The organism is Pseudomonas sp. NFACC25 (assembly GCF_900100935.1).
Classification (GTDB): Bacteria; Pseudomonadota; Gammaproteobacteria; order Pseudomonadales; family Pseudomonadaceae; genus Aquipseudomonas; species Aquipseudomonas marginalis.
This window is the reverse complement of the sequence record NZ_FMUC01000003.1, coordinates 21140-36366: the sequence shown is the minus strand read 5'-3', so window position 1 is coordinate 36366 and position 15227 is coordinate 21140. Positions and strand designations below refer to the sequence as shown.

The 15227-nt window shown below is 61.5% G+C and carries 12 protein-coding genes; 4 read left to right on the top strand and 8 right to left on the bottom strand.

The annotated features are described in order from the left end of the window. Positions 1–5: 5 nt before the first annotated feature. From tldD to mreB, 8 genes are all read right to left on the bottom strand, one after another. The gene (gene tldD, locus BLQ09_RS07795; RefSeq protein WP_027604822.1) at positions 6–1448 is read right to left on the bottom strand and encodes a metalloprotease TldD; all 1443 of its coding nucleotides are present in this window, start codon (positions 1446–1448) and stop codon (positions 6–8) included. Positions 1449–1464: 16 nt separating this feature from the next. Further along, a complete protein-coding gene (locus BLQ09_RS07790) occupies positions 1465–2313 on the bottom strand; it encodes a carbon-nitrogen hydrolase family protein (RefSeq protein ID WP_027604823.1) in 849 nt (282 codons plus the stop codon). Between the two features lie 48 nt (positions 2314–2361). Next, a complete protein-coding gene (locus BLQ09_RS07785; protein ID WP_092356123.1) occupies positions 2362–6177 on the bottom strand; it encodes a YhdP family protein in 3816 nt (1271 codons plus the stop codon). A gap of 76 nt (positions 6178–6253) precedes the next feature. After that, positions 6254–7711, bottom strand: coding sequence for a ribonuclease G (gene rng, locus BLQ09_RS07780; RefSeq protein WP_010213134.1), 1458 nt, complete (start codon positions 7709–7711; stop codon positions 6254–6256). Positions 7712–7782: 71 nt separating this feature from the next. Next, positions 7783–8379 carry a Maf family protein gene (locus BLQ09_RS07775; protein ID WP_027604825.1) on the bottom strand — a complete coding sequence of 199 codons (597 nt, stop codon included), beginning with the start codon at positions 8377–8379 and terminating at the stop codon, positions 7783–7785. A gap of 51 nt (positions 8380–8430) precedes the next feature. After that, positions 8431–8919, bottom strand: a complete 489-nt coding sequence (gene mreD / locus BLQ09_RS07770; RefSeq protein ID WP_027604826.1) for a rod shape-determining protein MreD — start codon at positions 8917–8919, stop codon at positions 8431–8433. Further along, positions 8919–10040 (bottom strand): rod shape-determining protein MreC, encoded by a 1122-nt coding sequence (gene mreC / locus BLQ09_RS07765; protein ID WP_092356120.1) that lies wholly within the window; start codon positions 10038–10040, stop codon positions 8919–8921. Before mreC ends, mreD begins: the two co-directional genes overlap by 1 nt. Positions 10041–10178: 138 nt before the next feature. Continuing rightward, positions 10179–11216, bottom strand: a complete 1038-nt coding sequence (gene mreB, locus BLQ09_RS07760; protein WP_002555108.1) for a rod shape-determining protein MreB — start codon at positions 11214–11216, stop codon at positions 10179–10181. Positions 11217–11426: 210 nt separating this feature from the next. On the opposite strand from mreB, the gene gatC reads away from it, so the two are divergent. From gatC to BLQ09_RS07740, 4 genes are all read left to right on the top strand, one after another. Further along, complete coding sequence (gene gatC / locus BLQ09_RS07755) at positions 11427–11714, top strand: Asp-tRNA(Asn)/Glu-tRNA(Gln) amidotransferase subunit GatC (RefSeq protein WP_003171764.1); 288 nt, start codon at positions 11427–11429, stop codon at positions 11712–11714. A 16-nt stretch (positions 11715–11730) separates the two neighbouring features. Further along, complete coding sequence (gene gatA, locus BLQ09_RS07750; protein ID WP_027604828.1) at positions 11731–13182, top strand: Asp-tRNA(Asn)/Glu-tRNA(Gln) amidotransferase subunit GatA; 1452 nt, start codon at positions 11731–11733, stop codon at positions 13180–13182. A 10-nt stretch (positions 13183–13192) separates the two neighbouring features. Then, positions 13193–14638: an Asp-tRNA(Asn)/Glu-tRNA(Gln) amidotransferase subunit GatB gene (gatB, locus tag BLQ09_RS07745; RefSeq protein WP_027604829.1), complete on the top strand. Its 1446-nt coding sequence runs from the start codon at positions 13193–13195 to the stop codon at positions 14636–14638. Positions 14639–14798: 160 nt separating this feature from the next. After that, positions 14799–15170 (top strand): septal ring lytic transglycosylase RlpA family protein, encoded by a 372-nt coding sequence (locus tag BLQ09_RS07740; RefSeq protein ID WP_027604830.1) that lies wholly within the window; start codon positions 14799–14801, stop codon positions 15168–15170. The last annotated feature ends 57 nt before the right edge of the window (positions 15171–15227 follow it).

Sequence of the window (15227 nt, the reverse complement as noted above, 5' to 3'; positions counted from 1 at the left end):
ACCCCTTACGACCCCGTGCCACCCACGGTGATCGCATCAATTTTCAGCGTTGGCTGGCCGACCCCTACCGGTACCGACTGCCCGTCCTTCCCGCACATGCCCACGCCACTGTCCAGGGCCAGGTCGTTGCCGACCATCGACACCTTGCTCATGGCTTCCGGGCCATTGCCAATCAACGTTGCCCCTTTGACCGGCGCGGTAATCCTGCCGTCTTCGATCAGGTACGCCTCGCTGGTAGAGAACACGAACTTGCCGCTGGTGATATCCACCTGGCCGCCGCCAAGGTTGGCGCAGTAGATGCCGCGCTTCACCGAGGCGATGATCTCCGCCGGGTCGCTTTCGCCACCGAGCATGTAGGTGTTGGTCATGCGGGGCATCGGCAGGTGCGCATAAGATTCGCGACGGCCGTTACCGGTGCGCGCAACGCCCATCAGGCGGGCATTGAGCTTGTCCTGCATGTAGCCCTTGAGCACACCGTTTTCAATCAAGGTGGTGCATTCGGTCGGCGTGCCTTCATCATCGACGCTCAACGAGCCGCGGCGACCGGCCAGGGTGCCATCATCGACAATGGTGCACAGCTTGGACGCAACCATCTCGCCCATGCGCCCGCTGTAGGCGGAACTGCCTTTGCGGTTGAAATCGCCTTCCAGGCCATGGCCCACGGCCTCGTGCAGCAATACGCCGGACCAGCCCGGGCCCAACACCACCGGCAACGTGCCGGCCGGCGCAGGAATGGCTTCCAGGTTCACCAACGCCTGGCGCAAAGCCTCACGGGCATAGCCCATGGCACGGTCGTCGGTGAGGAAGTAACGGTAGTCGGTACGCCCGCCGCCGCCGTGGCCGCCACGTTCGCGGCGGCCGTTCTGCTCGACGATCACGCTGACATTGAAACGCACCAGCGGCCGCACGTCCGCCGCCAGCCCCCCGTCGGTGGACGCCACCAGGATGCGTTCCCACACACCGGCCATGCTCACCGAGACCTGCTGGATACGCGGGTCCAGGGCGCGGGTGGCCGCATCGATACGCTTGAGCAACTCGACCTTTTCCGCGCGGCTGATCACTTCCAGGGGGTTGTCCGGCGCATACAACTGCGCCACGTCCTGGGTACTGAACGCCTGTACCGTGCCATGTTGGCCGGCACGGGAGATCGAACGCGCAGCACGTGCGGCCAGGCCCAACGCCTCCAGGGTGATCGCGTTACTGTAGGCAAAACCGGTCTTTTCACCGGATTGCGCACGAACGCCTACACCTTGGTCAAGATTGAAACTGCCTTCCTTGACGATGCCATCTTCCAGGGCCCAGGACTCGGAGATCTGCCCCTGGAAATACAGGTCGGCGGCATCGATGCCTGGCCCGGCCAGATCGCCGAGCACGGTTTGCAAACTTTCGATGGTCACGCCACCGGGTGCCAGGAGGTGTTCACTGACTGAGGACAACAACTCGCTCATAGGTTTGGCCTTAAATTCATCGTTCTGAAGCAGGCCGCTGGGCGCCCTGCGAGAAAAAGCGCCGATGGTTGACCACCGGCATGCGCGCCCGTATCGACGCCTGTTCACTGCTATCGCGTTCGGCCAGCAACACCGCTTCGCCTTGATCCTGTTGTGCCAGCACCCGGCCCCATGGGTCGACGATCGCCGCATGACCATAAGTTTCCCGTGGCCCTGGATGCACACCGCCCTGGGCGGCCGCCAGCAGGTAACACTGGGTCTCGATGGCCCGTGCACGAATCAGCACATCCCAGTGGGCGGCACCGGTCACGGCGGTAAAGGCCGAGGGCGCGGTAATCAATTCAGCCCCCGCCGCGCGCAGCTCGCTGTACAGCTCGGGGAAGCGCAGGTCGTAACAGACCGTCAGGCCCAAACGGCCAACCGGCGTATCCGCCACCACCACGTTGCTCCCGAAAGCATAGTCATCGGACTCCCGATAGCGACCCCGGGCGTCCGCCACGTCCACATCAAACAAATGCAGCTTGTCGTAACGAGCGACGACTTCGCCGCGATCATCGACCAGCAGCGAGCAGGCATTGGATTTGGCGTGCGGTTGATCCTTGGGCGGCAACGGCAGCGTGCCAGCCACTATCCATAAGGTGAGGTCGCGGGCGGTCTGTTTCAACCATGGCAGGATCGGACCTTCACCCAGCGCCTCGGCGCGGCCGATATCCGCCACGTCGCGGCGGCCCATGGCGGCAAAGTTTTCCGGCAGCACCGCCAGCTTCGCACCGCCGGCCGCCGCTTGTTCCAACAAGCGCCGGGCCTGGACCAGGTTGGCCAGCACATCGCTCTGACTGACCATTTGGATTACTGCAAAGGACATGGGCCGATACTCCGTAAAAGGCATGGGGCCATGCTACTCCACAGGCTCTCAGTTTGGTTTTTCAAAGGGCTTGTCGAAGGTGATTTTTGGATCCTTCCATGGGCCTTCCACCTTGTATTGCACGCTGGCGAAACGCGAAACACGGTCACCGATCAGCTTGTCGATCAGGAACAGTGCGCCACCAATCGCCGGCGCGCCCACGATCAGCGCGGCAATCGGCAGGTTGTTGGTCACCGGCAACGTCACCAGCAACTTCGCATCGACACGGTCAGCCACCAGGTCCAGGGTGCCATTGAGCTCCAGGTTGCTCGACGGGCCGGTCATGGTGATCGGCTCGCGCGTCACGAACACGCCATTGCTGGCGACCAATTGGCCCTTGACCCGGTCATAACTCAAGCCCTTGCCCAGCAGGTCGGAGAAGTCCAGGCGCAGGCGGCGCCCGATGGAGTTGAAGTTGAGCAGACCGAACACCCGCAGCGCCTGGGCACCACCTTCCACCTCGACAAACTGACCTTTACGGAACGTCGCATCCAGGCTGCCGGAGAACCGTTTAGGCCCGACCCAGGCCGGCGAACCCGGCCACCGCCCATCTACATCCAGGTGGAAGTCCTCGCTGGTGACCGTGGGCGCATAGCCCCAGCCTTTGAGTACGTCGGCGATGTTCTTGCCGTCCAGGCGCCCCTTGTACCAACTGCTGCTGTCACCCGGGACACCTTCCCATCCGCCGGCGCCCTTGAGTTGCATGCCCTTGAGGCCCAGGTCCAGCGTATTGAAAGCCAGGCCTTTGGCCGTTGGCCGGATCTTGAGTGACCAGGCGCCAATCAGGTCCGGCCCCTGGAACAGCTGGTCAATGGCGATATCCAACGCCGGAATATCCTTGGGATCGATACTGGCCAACGGGTCCGGTGCGTTTTCATCAGCCTGTACCGTCGGGTCCACCGCCGGCAGCTTCACGTATTGCAGGTTGACCGCAATCGGCGCGCCCTTGGCATCCGGCAGGTTCACGGCGCCCTTGGCCTGCTGGCTGTCGAACTGTAAGCCCCAGGCAGCGGGCTTGCGATCCAGCTGCAGGTTGACCTGGTCGAACTGGGTACCCAGGCCGGTGAGCTTGCCAATCTTGAATTCGGCACCGCTCAGCAGCTGCTTGGCACTGCCACCTGGGTCATTGCCAGCATACTGGTTCACCAGTTTTTTCCACGGGTCGATATCCAGCTCCGAGAGCACGCCACGGATGCGCAAACCCTTGGCGCCTGGCAGCACGGCATCACCATCACCGAGGAACAACTCGCCACGGCCGTCATTGAGTTTGTCCGGCGGCGCGGCAAAGGTGAAGTTGGCCAACTCACCGTAATCAAACCAGTAGCGGCGCTCAGCCCCCTGCAAGGTCATGCGGAATACGCTGTCACGTCCCTGGCTGGCCGGCATGCCGAACGGCGCCGGCAAGTCCACCACAACACCCTTGAGGTTGGAGCTGACCATCAGTTGGCTGTCGGCACCGTCCAGGTTGAGCTGCAATTGATACGAAATATCGCCGGACATCGGCAACGGCTGACTGACTTTCAACCAATCCGTCAGACGCTTGACCGTCACCTGCCCCTTGGCAGCGACACGGGTGCTGATATTACCCGGCTTGCCATCGGCAAAGATCTGCGCGGTGATCGGCCGGTCAAATGCCTGGGCGGTAATCTTTTCGCCGCTCAAGCCCTTGGCGCTGTCGAAGCGGAAATTGCCCTTGAGCTGCGTCAGGTCCAGAGGCGGTTCCGCCAATTGCAGGCGTGCCTTGTCAGTCTGGAAATCCACCACGATCCTGGGCTCGATGCCCTTGACCAGCGGAACATCCAGATCCAGCATGCCTTGCAGGTCTCCTTCGCCTTTCCAGCCGGCGAAGGTGGAGGCCGTGCCGATTGGCGCTTCCTGGAGGATCTTCAGCCCATCACCCAGGCCACCGGCAAAACCACCGGTAAGCAGCAGATGGCTTTCCTTGCCGGACGGCGCGTGGGGAATATTGACGTAGACGTCCTTGACCTTGGTGTCGAGCAACTGCCCCTTGCTGGCCAGGATGCGTACGCCCGTCTCTTCGACAAACACTTCGCCATTGACCTTGTTCACATGGGGCCAACCCGGCTGGAACGCCAGTTCGGCGTCATGCACCTTGAAGAACAGGCTGATATTGCGCGCGGCGGGCAACGCATCGTGGTTCAGCGAGCCCTGGTACTGGAAGAACCCCTGGTCCACCGCACCCTTGAGAATTGCCGTGCGCAGCCACTCATCCAACGCGGGACTCAACACGGCCGGCAGGTATTTAGGGGTAAAGCGTCCATCGCCATCGACCATACCGACCCGCAGGTCCATATAGTCTTCCTGGCTGTGGTCGAAATGCAGGCGAATCAGGAAATCGGCAGCGATCTTGCCCTCTTCCCCCAGCACCTTGATATACGGGGCGATCAGGGTGAAGCCTTGTTTATCCAGCTTCCACGTCAGGCGTGCATTGGCCTGGAGGTACTGCCAGGGCTTGGCGAAGATCGGATCGAGGTGCAGGGAAAAATCCTTGCTGTCCATGCGCAACTCGCCCTGGCCAAGGTCGCCGCTGATGCTGCCGGAAACGTTGCGTGCGGCCGGCGCACCGAAGTAGGCGTCAAACCCGACCCGTTCCAGGTTGGCGGCAAAGCTGACTTTTTGATCGGTGGTGTCTTGAGGACGGAAATCCACCAGTACATTGCGCAGCAGACCGGTGGCCTTCAGGTGCTCGACGGTCTTGGCGACGCCTTCCGACAGCGGCGCCAGGGCGTTGAGCAACGGTGTGATGGGGGTCAGGTCGAGGCGGTCAGCCTGCAGCTTCCAGACTTCCAGGGCCGTGTCGGTCGCCAGGGTCTGCTGCAATTGCAGGCGCGATTCCCATCGGGTCTCGCCCAGGTTCATCGCCAGGGAATCGAACAACACCTTCAAGCCCGTATCGCTGCGTTGCAGATAGGCCGTAAGTGCAAGGTTTTCGATATGCACCGGCTTGCGCTCGGCGTAGCTGCCCTTCACCTGCGGCGAGTTGAGGCGCACGACCGCACTTTGCACCGTGCCTTTACCCCAGTTCAGCCAGAACTCACCGCCGGCCTTGAACTGCGTGAGTTTCCACTGCTGGGTCAGCCTGGCGGGGATCCACTTGGCCCAGTCGCTTTGGGGCAGACTCAGGTAGGCCTCGACTTCAGCATCCTTCCACTGGCTCGCGCGAATGCGGCTGCGCAGGCTCAGGGCAAGGGGCTGGCCGTCGGGCAAGGTCAGGCGGGCGTCCAGGCGCTGGCGGGTGACGCCCGTGTGCAGGCTCAAGCCCACATAGGTCAGGGTCAGCGGCGCCTGGTCGAACGGTTGCAGGGTGACCTGGCTGTCGAGCAGCGATACGCGCTTGACCATCTGCATGCGCTTGAGCAATTGCTCCGGGTCCAGCGGCTGGTCGTCCTGTATCGGCAAGCCTTGCAGCGCCCAATGGCCGTCCTTGTCTTCCTTGGCGCTCAGTTGCAGGCCACTGACTTCCAGGTGCGCAATACGCACTTCGCGCGCCATCAGGCTGGCCCACATGTCCGGCACCACTTCGACCTGATCCAGGCGCAAGGCACTGCTGCCCTCGCCGACCATTACGTCGTGGGCCAGCAACACGGGCGCAAAACCGCTCCAGCGGCCTTCAAGGCTGCCGATGTGCACAGGCATGTCCACCGCAGCCTGGGCCTTGGCTTCGATTTCCGCGCGGTATTCGGCCACCAGCGGGGTCAATTCGCGCCCCAGGCTCACGTACACCGCCGCCAACACCAGCAGCAAGGCGCACAGCCCAAGGCCCCAACGGGTCAAAGCGGCAAAAAAGCGTGTCAGACGCTCCATGTCAGGCGACCCTCAAGGCAGTAGTCGGACTGCAGATCAAGGTCTGCGAGTCGCGTAAAAAGAAAGCGAATGGGGATCAGAGCAGCACCACGTCATATTGTTCCTGGGAATACATGGTTTCGACCTGGAAGCGAATCGTACGCCCGATAAACCCCTCCAGCTCAGCCACGTTACCGGACTCTTCATCCAGCAGGCGGTCGACCACTTTCTGGTTGGCAAGCACTCTATAACCTTCGGCCTGGTAGGCCCGTGCCTCTCGGAGGATTTCCCGGAAAATCTCGTAGCAAACCGTTTCCGGAGTCTTCAACTTACCGCGGCCCTGGCAACTGCTGCAGGGCTCGCACAGCACCTGCTCCAGGCTCTCGCGGGTGCGCTTGCGGGTCATCTGCACCAGGCCCAGCTCGGTGATGCCGATGATATTGGTCTTGGCGTGATCGCGCTCCAGCTGTTTTTCGAGCGTGCGCAGCACCTGGCGCTGGTGCTCTTCATCTTCCATGTCGATGAAGTCGATGATGATGATGCCGCCCAGGTTACGCAGGCGCAGTTGACGAGCAATCGCCGTGGCCGCTTCGAGATTGGTCTTGAAGATGGTCTCTTCAAGGTTGCGATGACCTACGAACGCGCCGGTGTTGACGTCGATGGTGGTCATCGCTTCCGCCGGGTCCACCACCAGGTAGCCACCGGACTTGAGCGGCACCTTGCGCTCCAGGGCTTTCTGGATTTCGTCCTCGACGCCATACAGGTCGAAGATCGGCCGTTCGCCAGGGTAATGCTCCAGGCGATCGGCAATTTCCGGCATCAGCTCGGCAACAAATTGCGTGGTGCGCTGGAAGGTTTCCCGCGAGTCGATGCGAATTTTCTCGATCTTGGGGCTGACCAGGTCGCGCAAGGTACGCAGGGCCAGGCCCAGGTCTTCGTAGATCACACTCGGCGCGCCGATGGTCTTGATCTGTGCGCCGATCTGGTCCCACAGGCGCCGCAGATAGCGAATGTCCATGAGGATTTCGTCGGCACCTGCGCCCTCGGCGGCGGTGCGCAGGATAAAACCGCCCGCTTCCTTGATACCTTCGGCGGCCACGCAGTCGCTGACCACCTTTTTCAGGCGCTCGCGCTCGGCTTCGTCTTCAATCTTCAGGGAAATGCCGACATGGGCGGTGCGCGGCATGTAAACCAGGTAGCGCGACGGAATCGACAGTTGAGTGGTCAGGCGTGCGCCCTTGGAGCCGATGGGGTCCTTGGTGACTTGCACCACCAGGCTCTGCCCTTCGTGCACCAAGGCGCTGATGCTTTCCACCGCCGGCCCTTCGCGCAGGGAGATCTCCGAGGCATGGATAAATGCCGCCCGGTCCAGGCCGATATCGACAAATGCCGCCTGCATCCCCGGCAACACCCGCACCACCTTGCCCTTGTAGATATTGCCGACGATCCCGCGTTTCTGGGTGCGCTCGACATGCACTTCTTGCAGAACACCGTTCTCTACCACCGCCACGCGCGATTCCATCGGCGTGATATTGATCAGAATCTCTTCACTCATGGCTGGGTCTCGTTCAGGCGTTTTCACAATAGTGACCGATCGCTGTAAGGCTGGGCGCTGGAGTAACGCGTTCAGCGCGCGGTAAGGTTTTGCCAACAGGGTATGCCGAATTGTGCAAGCAGTTGCGCGGTTTCGCACACCGGCAGACCTACCACCGCGGAATAGCTGCCATTGAGCCCGGCCACAAACACCGAGCCAAGCCCTTGGATAGCATAGCCGCCCGCCTTGTCCTGGGGTTCGCCGCTGTGCCAGTAGCTTGTAGCCTCCTCGACAGAAATCCCACGGAAAAGTACACGACTGCTTACACATCGGGTTTCACAGCGCTGGCCGTCAGTCAGGGCAATCGCAGTCAGAACTTCATGTTCACGCCCCGCCAGTGCCATCAACATCGCCAACGCATCGGCTTGGTCTACGGGCTTGCCGAGGATCTTGCCGTCCACGATCACTGCGGTATCGGCGCCCAGGACGCAGGCGGCCGAGCGTTGCCCGAGCGCAGCAAAACCCGCTGCGGCCTTACCGCGAGCGAGACGCTCGACGTAGGAAACAGGGGTTTCGTTTGTAAGAGGGGTTTCATCAATGGCGGCGCTGACCACGGTGAAAGGCACACCGATCTGGGTCAGCAGTTCACGCCGCCTCGGGGAGCCCGAGGCCAGATATAGCGAATTCATTGCAGACTCTCCCTGTGGGGTTCGATAACCAGGCAGAGCCTCGCAATCCATTCAATTGATTTTATAGCGACGACGTAACCCACGCAGGCCGAAGCTGATCCACGGCCACAGCAGCGCACTGACCAGGGCCGGCAACACCAGCGCCAGGGTTGGCTGGCGGTTGCCGGTCAGGGCACTGAGCCACAACTGTACCAACTGCGCCAGGCCGAAGATCACCAGGATCACCAGGCATTGCTGCCACATCGGGAACATGCGCAGGCGCTGCTGCAACGACAGCACCAGGAAGGTAATCAGGGTCAGGATCAACGCGTTCTGGCCCAGCAAGGTGCCATACAGCACATCTTCCGCCAAGCCCAGGAACATCGCCGTCACCATGCCCACTTTATGGGGCAGGTTCAGCGACCAGAATGCCAGCAGCAATGCCAGCCACAGCGGACGCAGGATCTCCATGAACTGCGGCAGCGGCGAAACGCTGAGCAGCAAGCCGATAGCGAATGTCAGCCAGACGATCCAGCCATTGCTCGAATGAGTACCGGCCATTATTCCTCCCTCTGCCGTGTGGTGGCCGGGGCTGCGGCTGGAGGCTTCGCAGCGGGCGTCGTAGTGGCAGGCGTGGTGGCCGGCGGTTTCGCTGCAGTCGGTTTCACCGGGTGCACGCTATGGGCCGCAGGCTTGACCGGTGTGGCCACAGGCGCAGTAGCTGCCGGAGTTGCCGCCGGTACAACGGGGGTAGTCGACTGAGGCTTGGGCACGGTCGCAGGAATGATCGGCGCAGTGCCGTTCTTCTTGTCTTCCGCTTCCTGGGCCTGGGCGGCGTCGTTGGCGCGTTCTTCCGGAGTACGGTTGTCGCTGAACACCAGCAACAGGTAGCGGCTGCGGTTCAGGGCGGCAGTGGGTACGGCACGCACAATGGCGAAGGGCTGGCCGGAATCGTGGATCACTTCCTTGACCGTTGCCACCGGATAGCCTGCCGGGAACCGCTGGCCCAGGCCGGAGCTGACCAACAGGTCGCCTTCCTTGATGTCGGCCGTGTCCGCCACATGACGCAATTCCAGGCGCTCAGGGTTACCGGTCCCGCTGGCAATCGCGCGCAAGCCGTTACGGTTGACCTGCACCGGAATGCTGTGGGTGGTGTCCGTCAGCAGCAGTACCCGCGAGGTGTAGGGCATCAGCTCGACTACCTGCCCCATCAGTCCCCGAGCATCCAGTACCGGCTGACCAAGCACCACACCGTCGCGCTCACCCTTGTTGATAATGATGCGATGGGTAAAGGGGTTGGGGTCCATGCCGATCAACTCGGCCACTTCGACCTTTTCGTTGACCAACGCAGAAGAGTTGAGCAACTCGCGCAGCCGAACGTTCTGCTCGGTGAGGGCCGCCAGTTTTTGCATGCGCCCCTGCAACAGCAGGTTTTCGGTCTTGAGTTTTTCGTTCTCGGCAACCAGTTCGGTGCGGCTGCCAAATTGGCTGGCCACGCCCTGGTAGAGACGTTGCGGCAGGTCGGTGATCCAGTAGGTCTGCATCAACACCAGCGACATTTGGCTACGCACCGGCTTGAGCAGCGCAAAGCGGGCATCGACCACCATCAATGCGACCGAAAGCACGACCAGCACCAATAAGCGCACGCCCAATGAGGGGCCTTTGGCGAAAAGCGGTTTAATAGGCCGCTCCTCCCAGGCAAATGTTCTCTTTATTCATACGGCATCTAACCGGCCTGGATGCAGATTGAAGAAGATAAACGCCAACAGGCAGCACTGCAAAGTGCTGCCTGCGGGCGAAGCATGGTGCAACCAACGATCTTATTCGCTGGAGAGCAGGTCCATGGTGTGTTTATCCATCATTTCCAGTGCACGACCACCGCCACGGGCAACGCAGGTCAGCGGGTCTTCGGCGACGATCACCGGCAGGCCGGTTTCCTGGGCCAGCAGCTTGTCGAGGTCGCGCAACAGGGCGCCACCACCGGTCAGCACCAGGCCTCGCTCGGCGATGTCGGAAGCCAGCTCCGGCGGCGATTGCTCCAGGGCGCTCTTCACAGCCTGAACGATGGTGGCCAGGGACTCTTGCAGAGCTTCCAGCACTTCATTGGAGTTCAGGGTGAAGGCACGTGGAACGCCTTCGGCCAGGTTGCGACCACGAACATCGACTTCGCGAACTTCGCCGCCCGGGTAAGCGGTACCGATTTCCTGCTTGATGCGCTCGGCGGTGGATTCGCCGATCAGGCTGCCGTAGTTGCGACGTACATAAGTGATGATCGCTTCGTCGAAACGGTCGCCGCCTACCCGTACGGATTCGGCATACACCACACCGTTCAGGGAGATCAGGGCGATTTCAGTGGTACCACCACCGATATCCACCACCATCGAACCGCGCGCTTCTTCAACCGGCAGGCCGGCACCGATCGCAGCAGCCATCGGCTCTTCGATCAGGAACACTTCGCGGGCACCGGCGCCAAGGGCCGATTCACGGATGGCACGACGCTCCACCTGGGTGGATTTGCACGGAACGCAGATCAGCACACGAGGGCTGGGCTGCAGGAAGCTGTTTTCGTGAACCTTGTTGATGAAGTACTGCAGCATCTTTTCGCAGACGCTGAAGTCGGCGATCACGCCGTCTTTCATCGGACGAATGGCAGCAATATTGCCTGGTGTTCGGCCGAGCATGCGCTTGGCCTCGGTGCCGACGGCAACGACACTTTTCTGATTACCATGGGTCCGAATGGCCACAACCGATGGCTCATTCAGAACGATACCGCGCTCGCGCACGTAAATAAGGGTGTTGGCAGTGCCCAGGTCAATGGAAAGATCGCTGGAAAACATGCCACGCAGTTTCTTGAACATGGGGAAAGGACCCTAGGCAACGCGTGGGTAAAAAAGTGCGGCAAACTCTAACAACGACAGGGATTTTGGGCAAGGCGCCAATGTGCTAAATTGGCCGACTTTCTGTGCACCAACCCCCACAATCGCGGCCGTAAGACCGTAGAAATGCGGTAGTGTTCCGACAATCTAACACACGGACAGCCTCCGTTCTGTTTTCCACTGGAGATTCCCATGGCGCTTGAACGCTCCGACGTGGAAAAAATCGCTCATCTGGCCTCGCTTGGCCTGAATGAAGCCGATCTTCCACAGACCACCGCAGCCCTGAACAGCATTCTCGGGCTGGTTGACCAAATGCAGGCCGTGAATACCGACGGCATCGAGCCCCTGGCTCACCCGCTGGAAGCCAGCCAGCGCCTGCGCGCAGACGTCGTGACCGAGCGCAATAATCGCGAGGCCTACCAGTCCATCGCGCCAGCGGTCGAAAACGGCCTGTACCTGGTTCCGAAAGTCATCGACTAAAGGGAAAGAGCCTTTCATGCATCACATGACTCTGGCCGAGATCGCCCGCGGTCTCGCCGACAAAAAGTTTTCTTCCGAAGAGCTGACCAAGACCCTGCTTGCGCGCATCGCCGAGCTGGACCCCAAGGTCAACAGCTTCATCAGCCTCACCGAAGAGCTGGCCCTGAGCCAGGCCAAGGCCGCGGATGTACGCCGCGCCAACGGTGAAACCGGCGCCCTGCTGGGCGCACCGATCGCCCACAAGGACCTGTTCTGCACCCAAGGCATTCGCACCAGCTGCGGCTCGAAGATGCTCGACAACTTCAAGGCGCCCTACGACGCCACCGTGGTCGCCAAGCTGGCCGCTGCCGGAGCCGTGACCCTGGGCAAGACCAACATGGACGAATTCGCCATGGGGTCGGCCAACGAGTCGAGCTACTACGGCGCGGTGAAGAACCCATGGAACCTGGAACACGTGCCCGGCGGTTCGTCCGGTGGTTCGGCTGCGGCCGTTGCCGCGCGCTTCCTGCCAGCCGCCACGGCCACCGACACCGGCGGCTCGATCCGCCAGCCGGCGGCCTTCACCAACCTCACCGGCCTGAAGCCTACCTACGGTCGCGTTTCCCGCTGGGGCATGATCGCCTACGCCTCCAGCCTCGATCAGGGCGGCCCACTGGCCCGCACGGCCGAAGACTGCGCGATTTTGTTACAAGGCATGGCAGGCTTCGACGCCCAGGACTCCACCAGCATCGATGAACCGGTGCCGGACTACAGCGCCAGCCTCAATACTTCGCTCAAGGGCCTGCGCATCGGCGTGCCGAAGGAATACTTCAGCGCCGGCCTCGACCCGCGCATCGCCGAACTGGTACACAACAGCGTCAAGACGCTGGAAAAGCTCGGCGCCGTGATCAAGGAAATCAGCCTGCCGAACAACCAGCATGCGATTCCTGCCTACTACGTGATCGCGCCGGCAGAAGCCTCTTCCAACCTGTCGCGTTTCGACGGCGTGCGCTTCGGCTATCGCTGCGAAAACCCGAAGGACCTGACCGACCTGTACAAACGCTCCCGTGGCGAAGGCTTCGGCGCCGAAGTGCAACGCCGGATCATGGTCGGTGCCTACGCGCTGTCCGCCGGCTATTACGACGCGTACTACCTCAAGGCGCAAAAGATCCGACGCCTGATCAAGAACGACTTCATGGCTGCCTTTGAAGAAGTCGACGTGATCCTCGGCCCAACCACGCCGAACCCGGCCTGGAAGATCGGTGCCAAGACCGGCGACCCGATTGCCGAGTACCTGGAAGACCTCTACACCATCACCGCCAACCTCGCGGGCCTGCCGGGCTTGTCCATGCCCGCCGGTTTCGTCGATGGCCTGCCGGTGGGCGTGCAATTGCTCGCCCCGTATTTCCAGGAAGGCCGCCTGCTCAATGTGGCGCACCAGTACCAGTTGAACACCGACTGGCACACTCGCACCCCTACCGGCTTCTGAGGAGAACACTATGCAATGGGAAGTTGTGATCGGGCTGGAGATTCATACCCAGCTCGCCACCCAATCGAAGATTTTCTCCGGTAGCGCCACCACGTTCGGCTCCGAGCCCAACACCCAGGCCAGCCTGGTAGACCTGGGCATGCCTGGCGTACTGCCGGTGCTGAACCAGGAAGCCGTGCGCATGGCGGTGATGTTCGGCCTGGCGATTGACGCCGAGATCGGCCAGCACAACGTGTTCGCGCGCAAGAACTACTTCTACCCGGACCTGCCCAAGGGCTACCAGATCAGCCAGATGGAATTGCCGATCGTCGGCAAGGGCTACCTGGACATCCCGCTGGAAGACGGCACCATCAAGCGTGTCGGCGTCACCCGTGCGCACCTGGAAGAAGACGCCGGCAAGAGCCTGCACGAAGAGTTCAACGGTGCCACTGGTATCGACCTGAACCGTGCCGGCACGCCGCTGCTGGAGATCGTGTCCGAGCCGGACATGCGCAGCGCCAAGGAAGCCGTGGCCTACGTCAAGACCATCCACGCGCTGGTGCGTTACCTGGGCATCTGTGACGGCAACATGGCCGAAGGCTCGCTGCGTTGCGACTGCAACGTGTCGGTGCGGCCAAAAGGCCAGGCCGAGTACGGCACTCGCTGCGAGATCAAGAACGTCAACTCGTTCCGCTTTATCGAGAAGGCGATCAACACCGAAGTGCGGCGCCAGATCGAATTGATCGAGGACGGCGGCAAGGTGATCCAGCAAACGCGCCTGTACGACCCGAACAAAGACGAAACCCGCGCCATGCGCAGCAAAGAGGAAGCCAACGACTACCGTTACTTCCCCGATCCGGACCTGTTGCCGGTGGTGCTTGAGGACTCGTTCCTCAATGAGATCCGCGCCACCCTGCCGGAATTGCCGCCGCAAAAACGCGAGCGCTTCCAGGCGCAGTTCGGCCTGTCGGTCTACGATGCCAGCGTACTGGCTTCGAGCCGTGAGCAAGCCGACTACTTCGAAAAGGTCGTGAGCATTGCCGGTGACGCCAAGCTGGCAGCCAACTGGGTGATGGTCGAGCTGGGCAGCCTGTTGAACAAACAGGGCCTGGAGATCGACGAAGCGCCGGTGTCGGCCGAGCAATTGGGCGGCATGCTGCTGCGCATCAAGGACAACACCATCTCCGGCAAAATCGCCAAGACCGTGTTCGAAGCCATGGCCAGCGGTGAAGGCAGCGCCGACGAGATCATCGAGAAACGCGGCCTCAAGCAAGTCACCGACAGCGGCGCCATCTCGGCCGTGCTGGATGAAATGCTGGCGGCCAACGCCGAGCAGGTCGAACAGTACCGTACGGCAGACGAAGCCAAGCGCGGCAAGATGTTCGGTTTCTTTGTCGGCCAGGCGATGAAAGCCTCCAAAGGCAAGGCCAACCCGCAACAGGTGAACGAACTGCTGAAAAGCAAGCTCGAAGGCTGATTGCGATGAATGGTCCGGGCGAGACTTCATGCCTGACTCGGACCTCCTGTGGGAGGGGGCTTGCCCCCGATAGCAGAGTGTCAGTCACTGCTGTTTTGACTGAATCACCGCTATCGGGGGCAAGCCCCCTCCCACATTTGTGATGGGGGGCACCTTGATAATGAAGCGTCTATTAGGTCTATGGGCTCTATTCTCACTGCTGGCCGGCTGCGCCAGCGGCCTCATCGACCCCAACGGCTACGACGAAACCGGCACCGCCTCTTATTACGGCGCCAGGCACCATGGCAAAAAAACCGCCAGCGGTGAACCCTTCAACCAGAACGCCCTGACCGCGGCCCACCGGCGACTGCCCTTCGGCACCCAGGTCAAGGTCACCAATCTCGACAACGACAAATCCGTCGTGGTCCGCATCAACGATCGCGGCCCGCATACCCGTGGGCGCTTGATCGATCTATCACGCAAGGCGGCCGAGCAACTGGGCATGCTGAGCAGCGGCACTGCGCGGGTTCGCGTGCAAGCCTTGAGCAATTGAAGACGGAGCCCTGGCCATTTTCGGATTAACCGCCCTCTCGCCCTGGAGCCTGCTCGA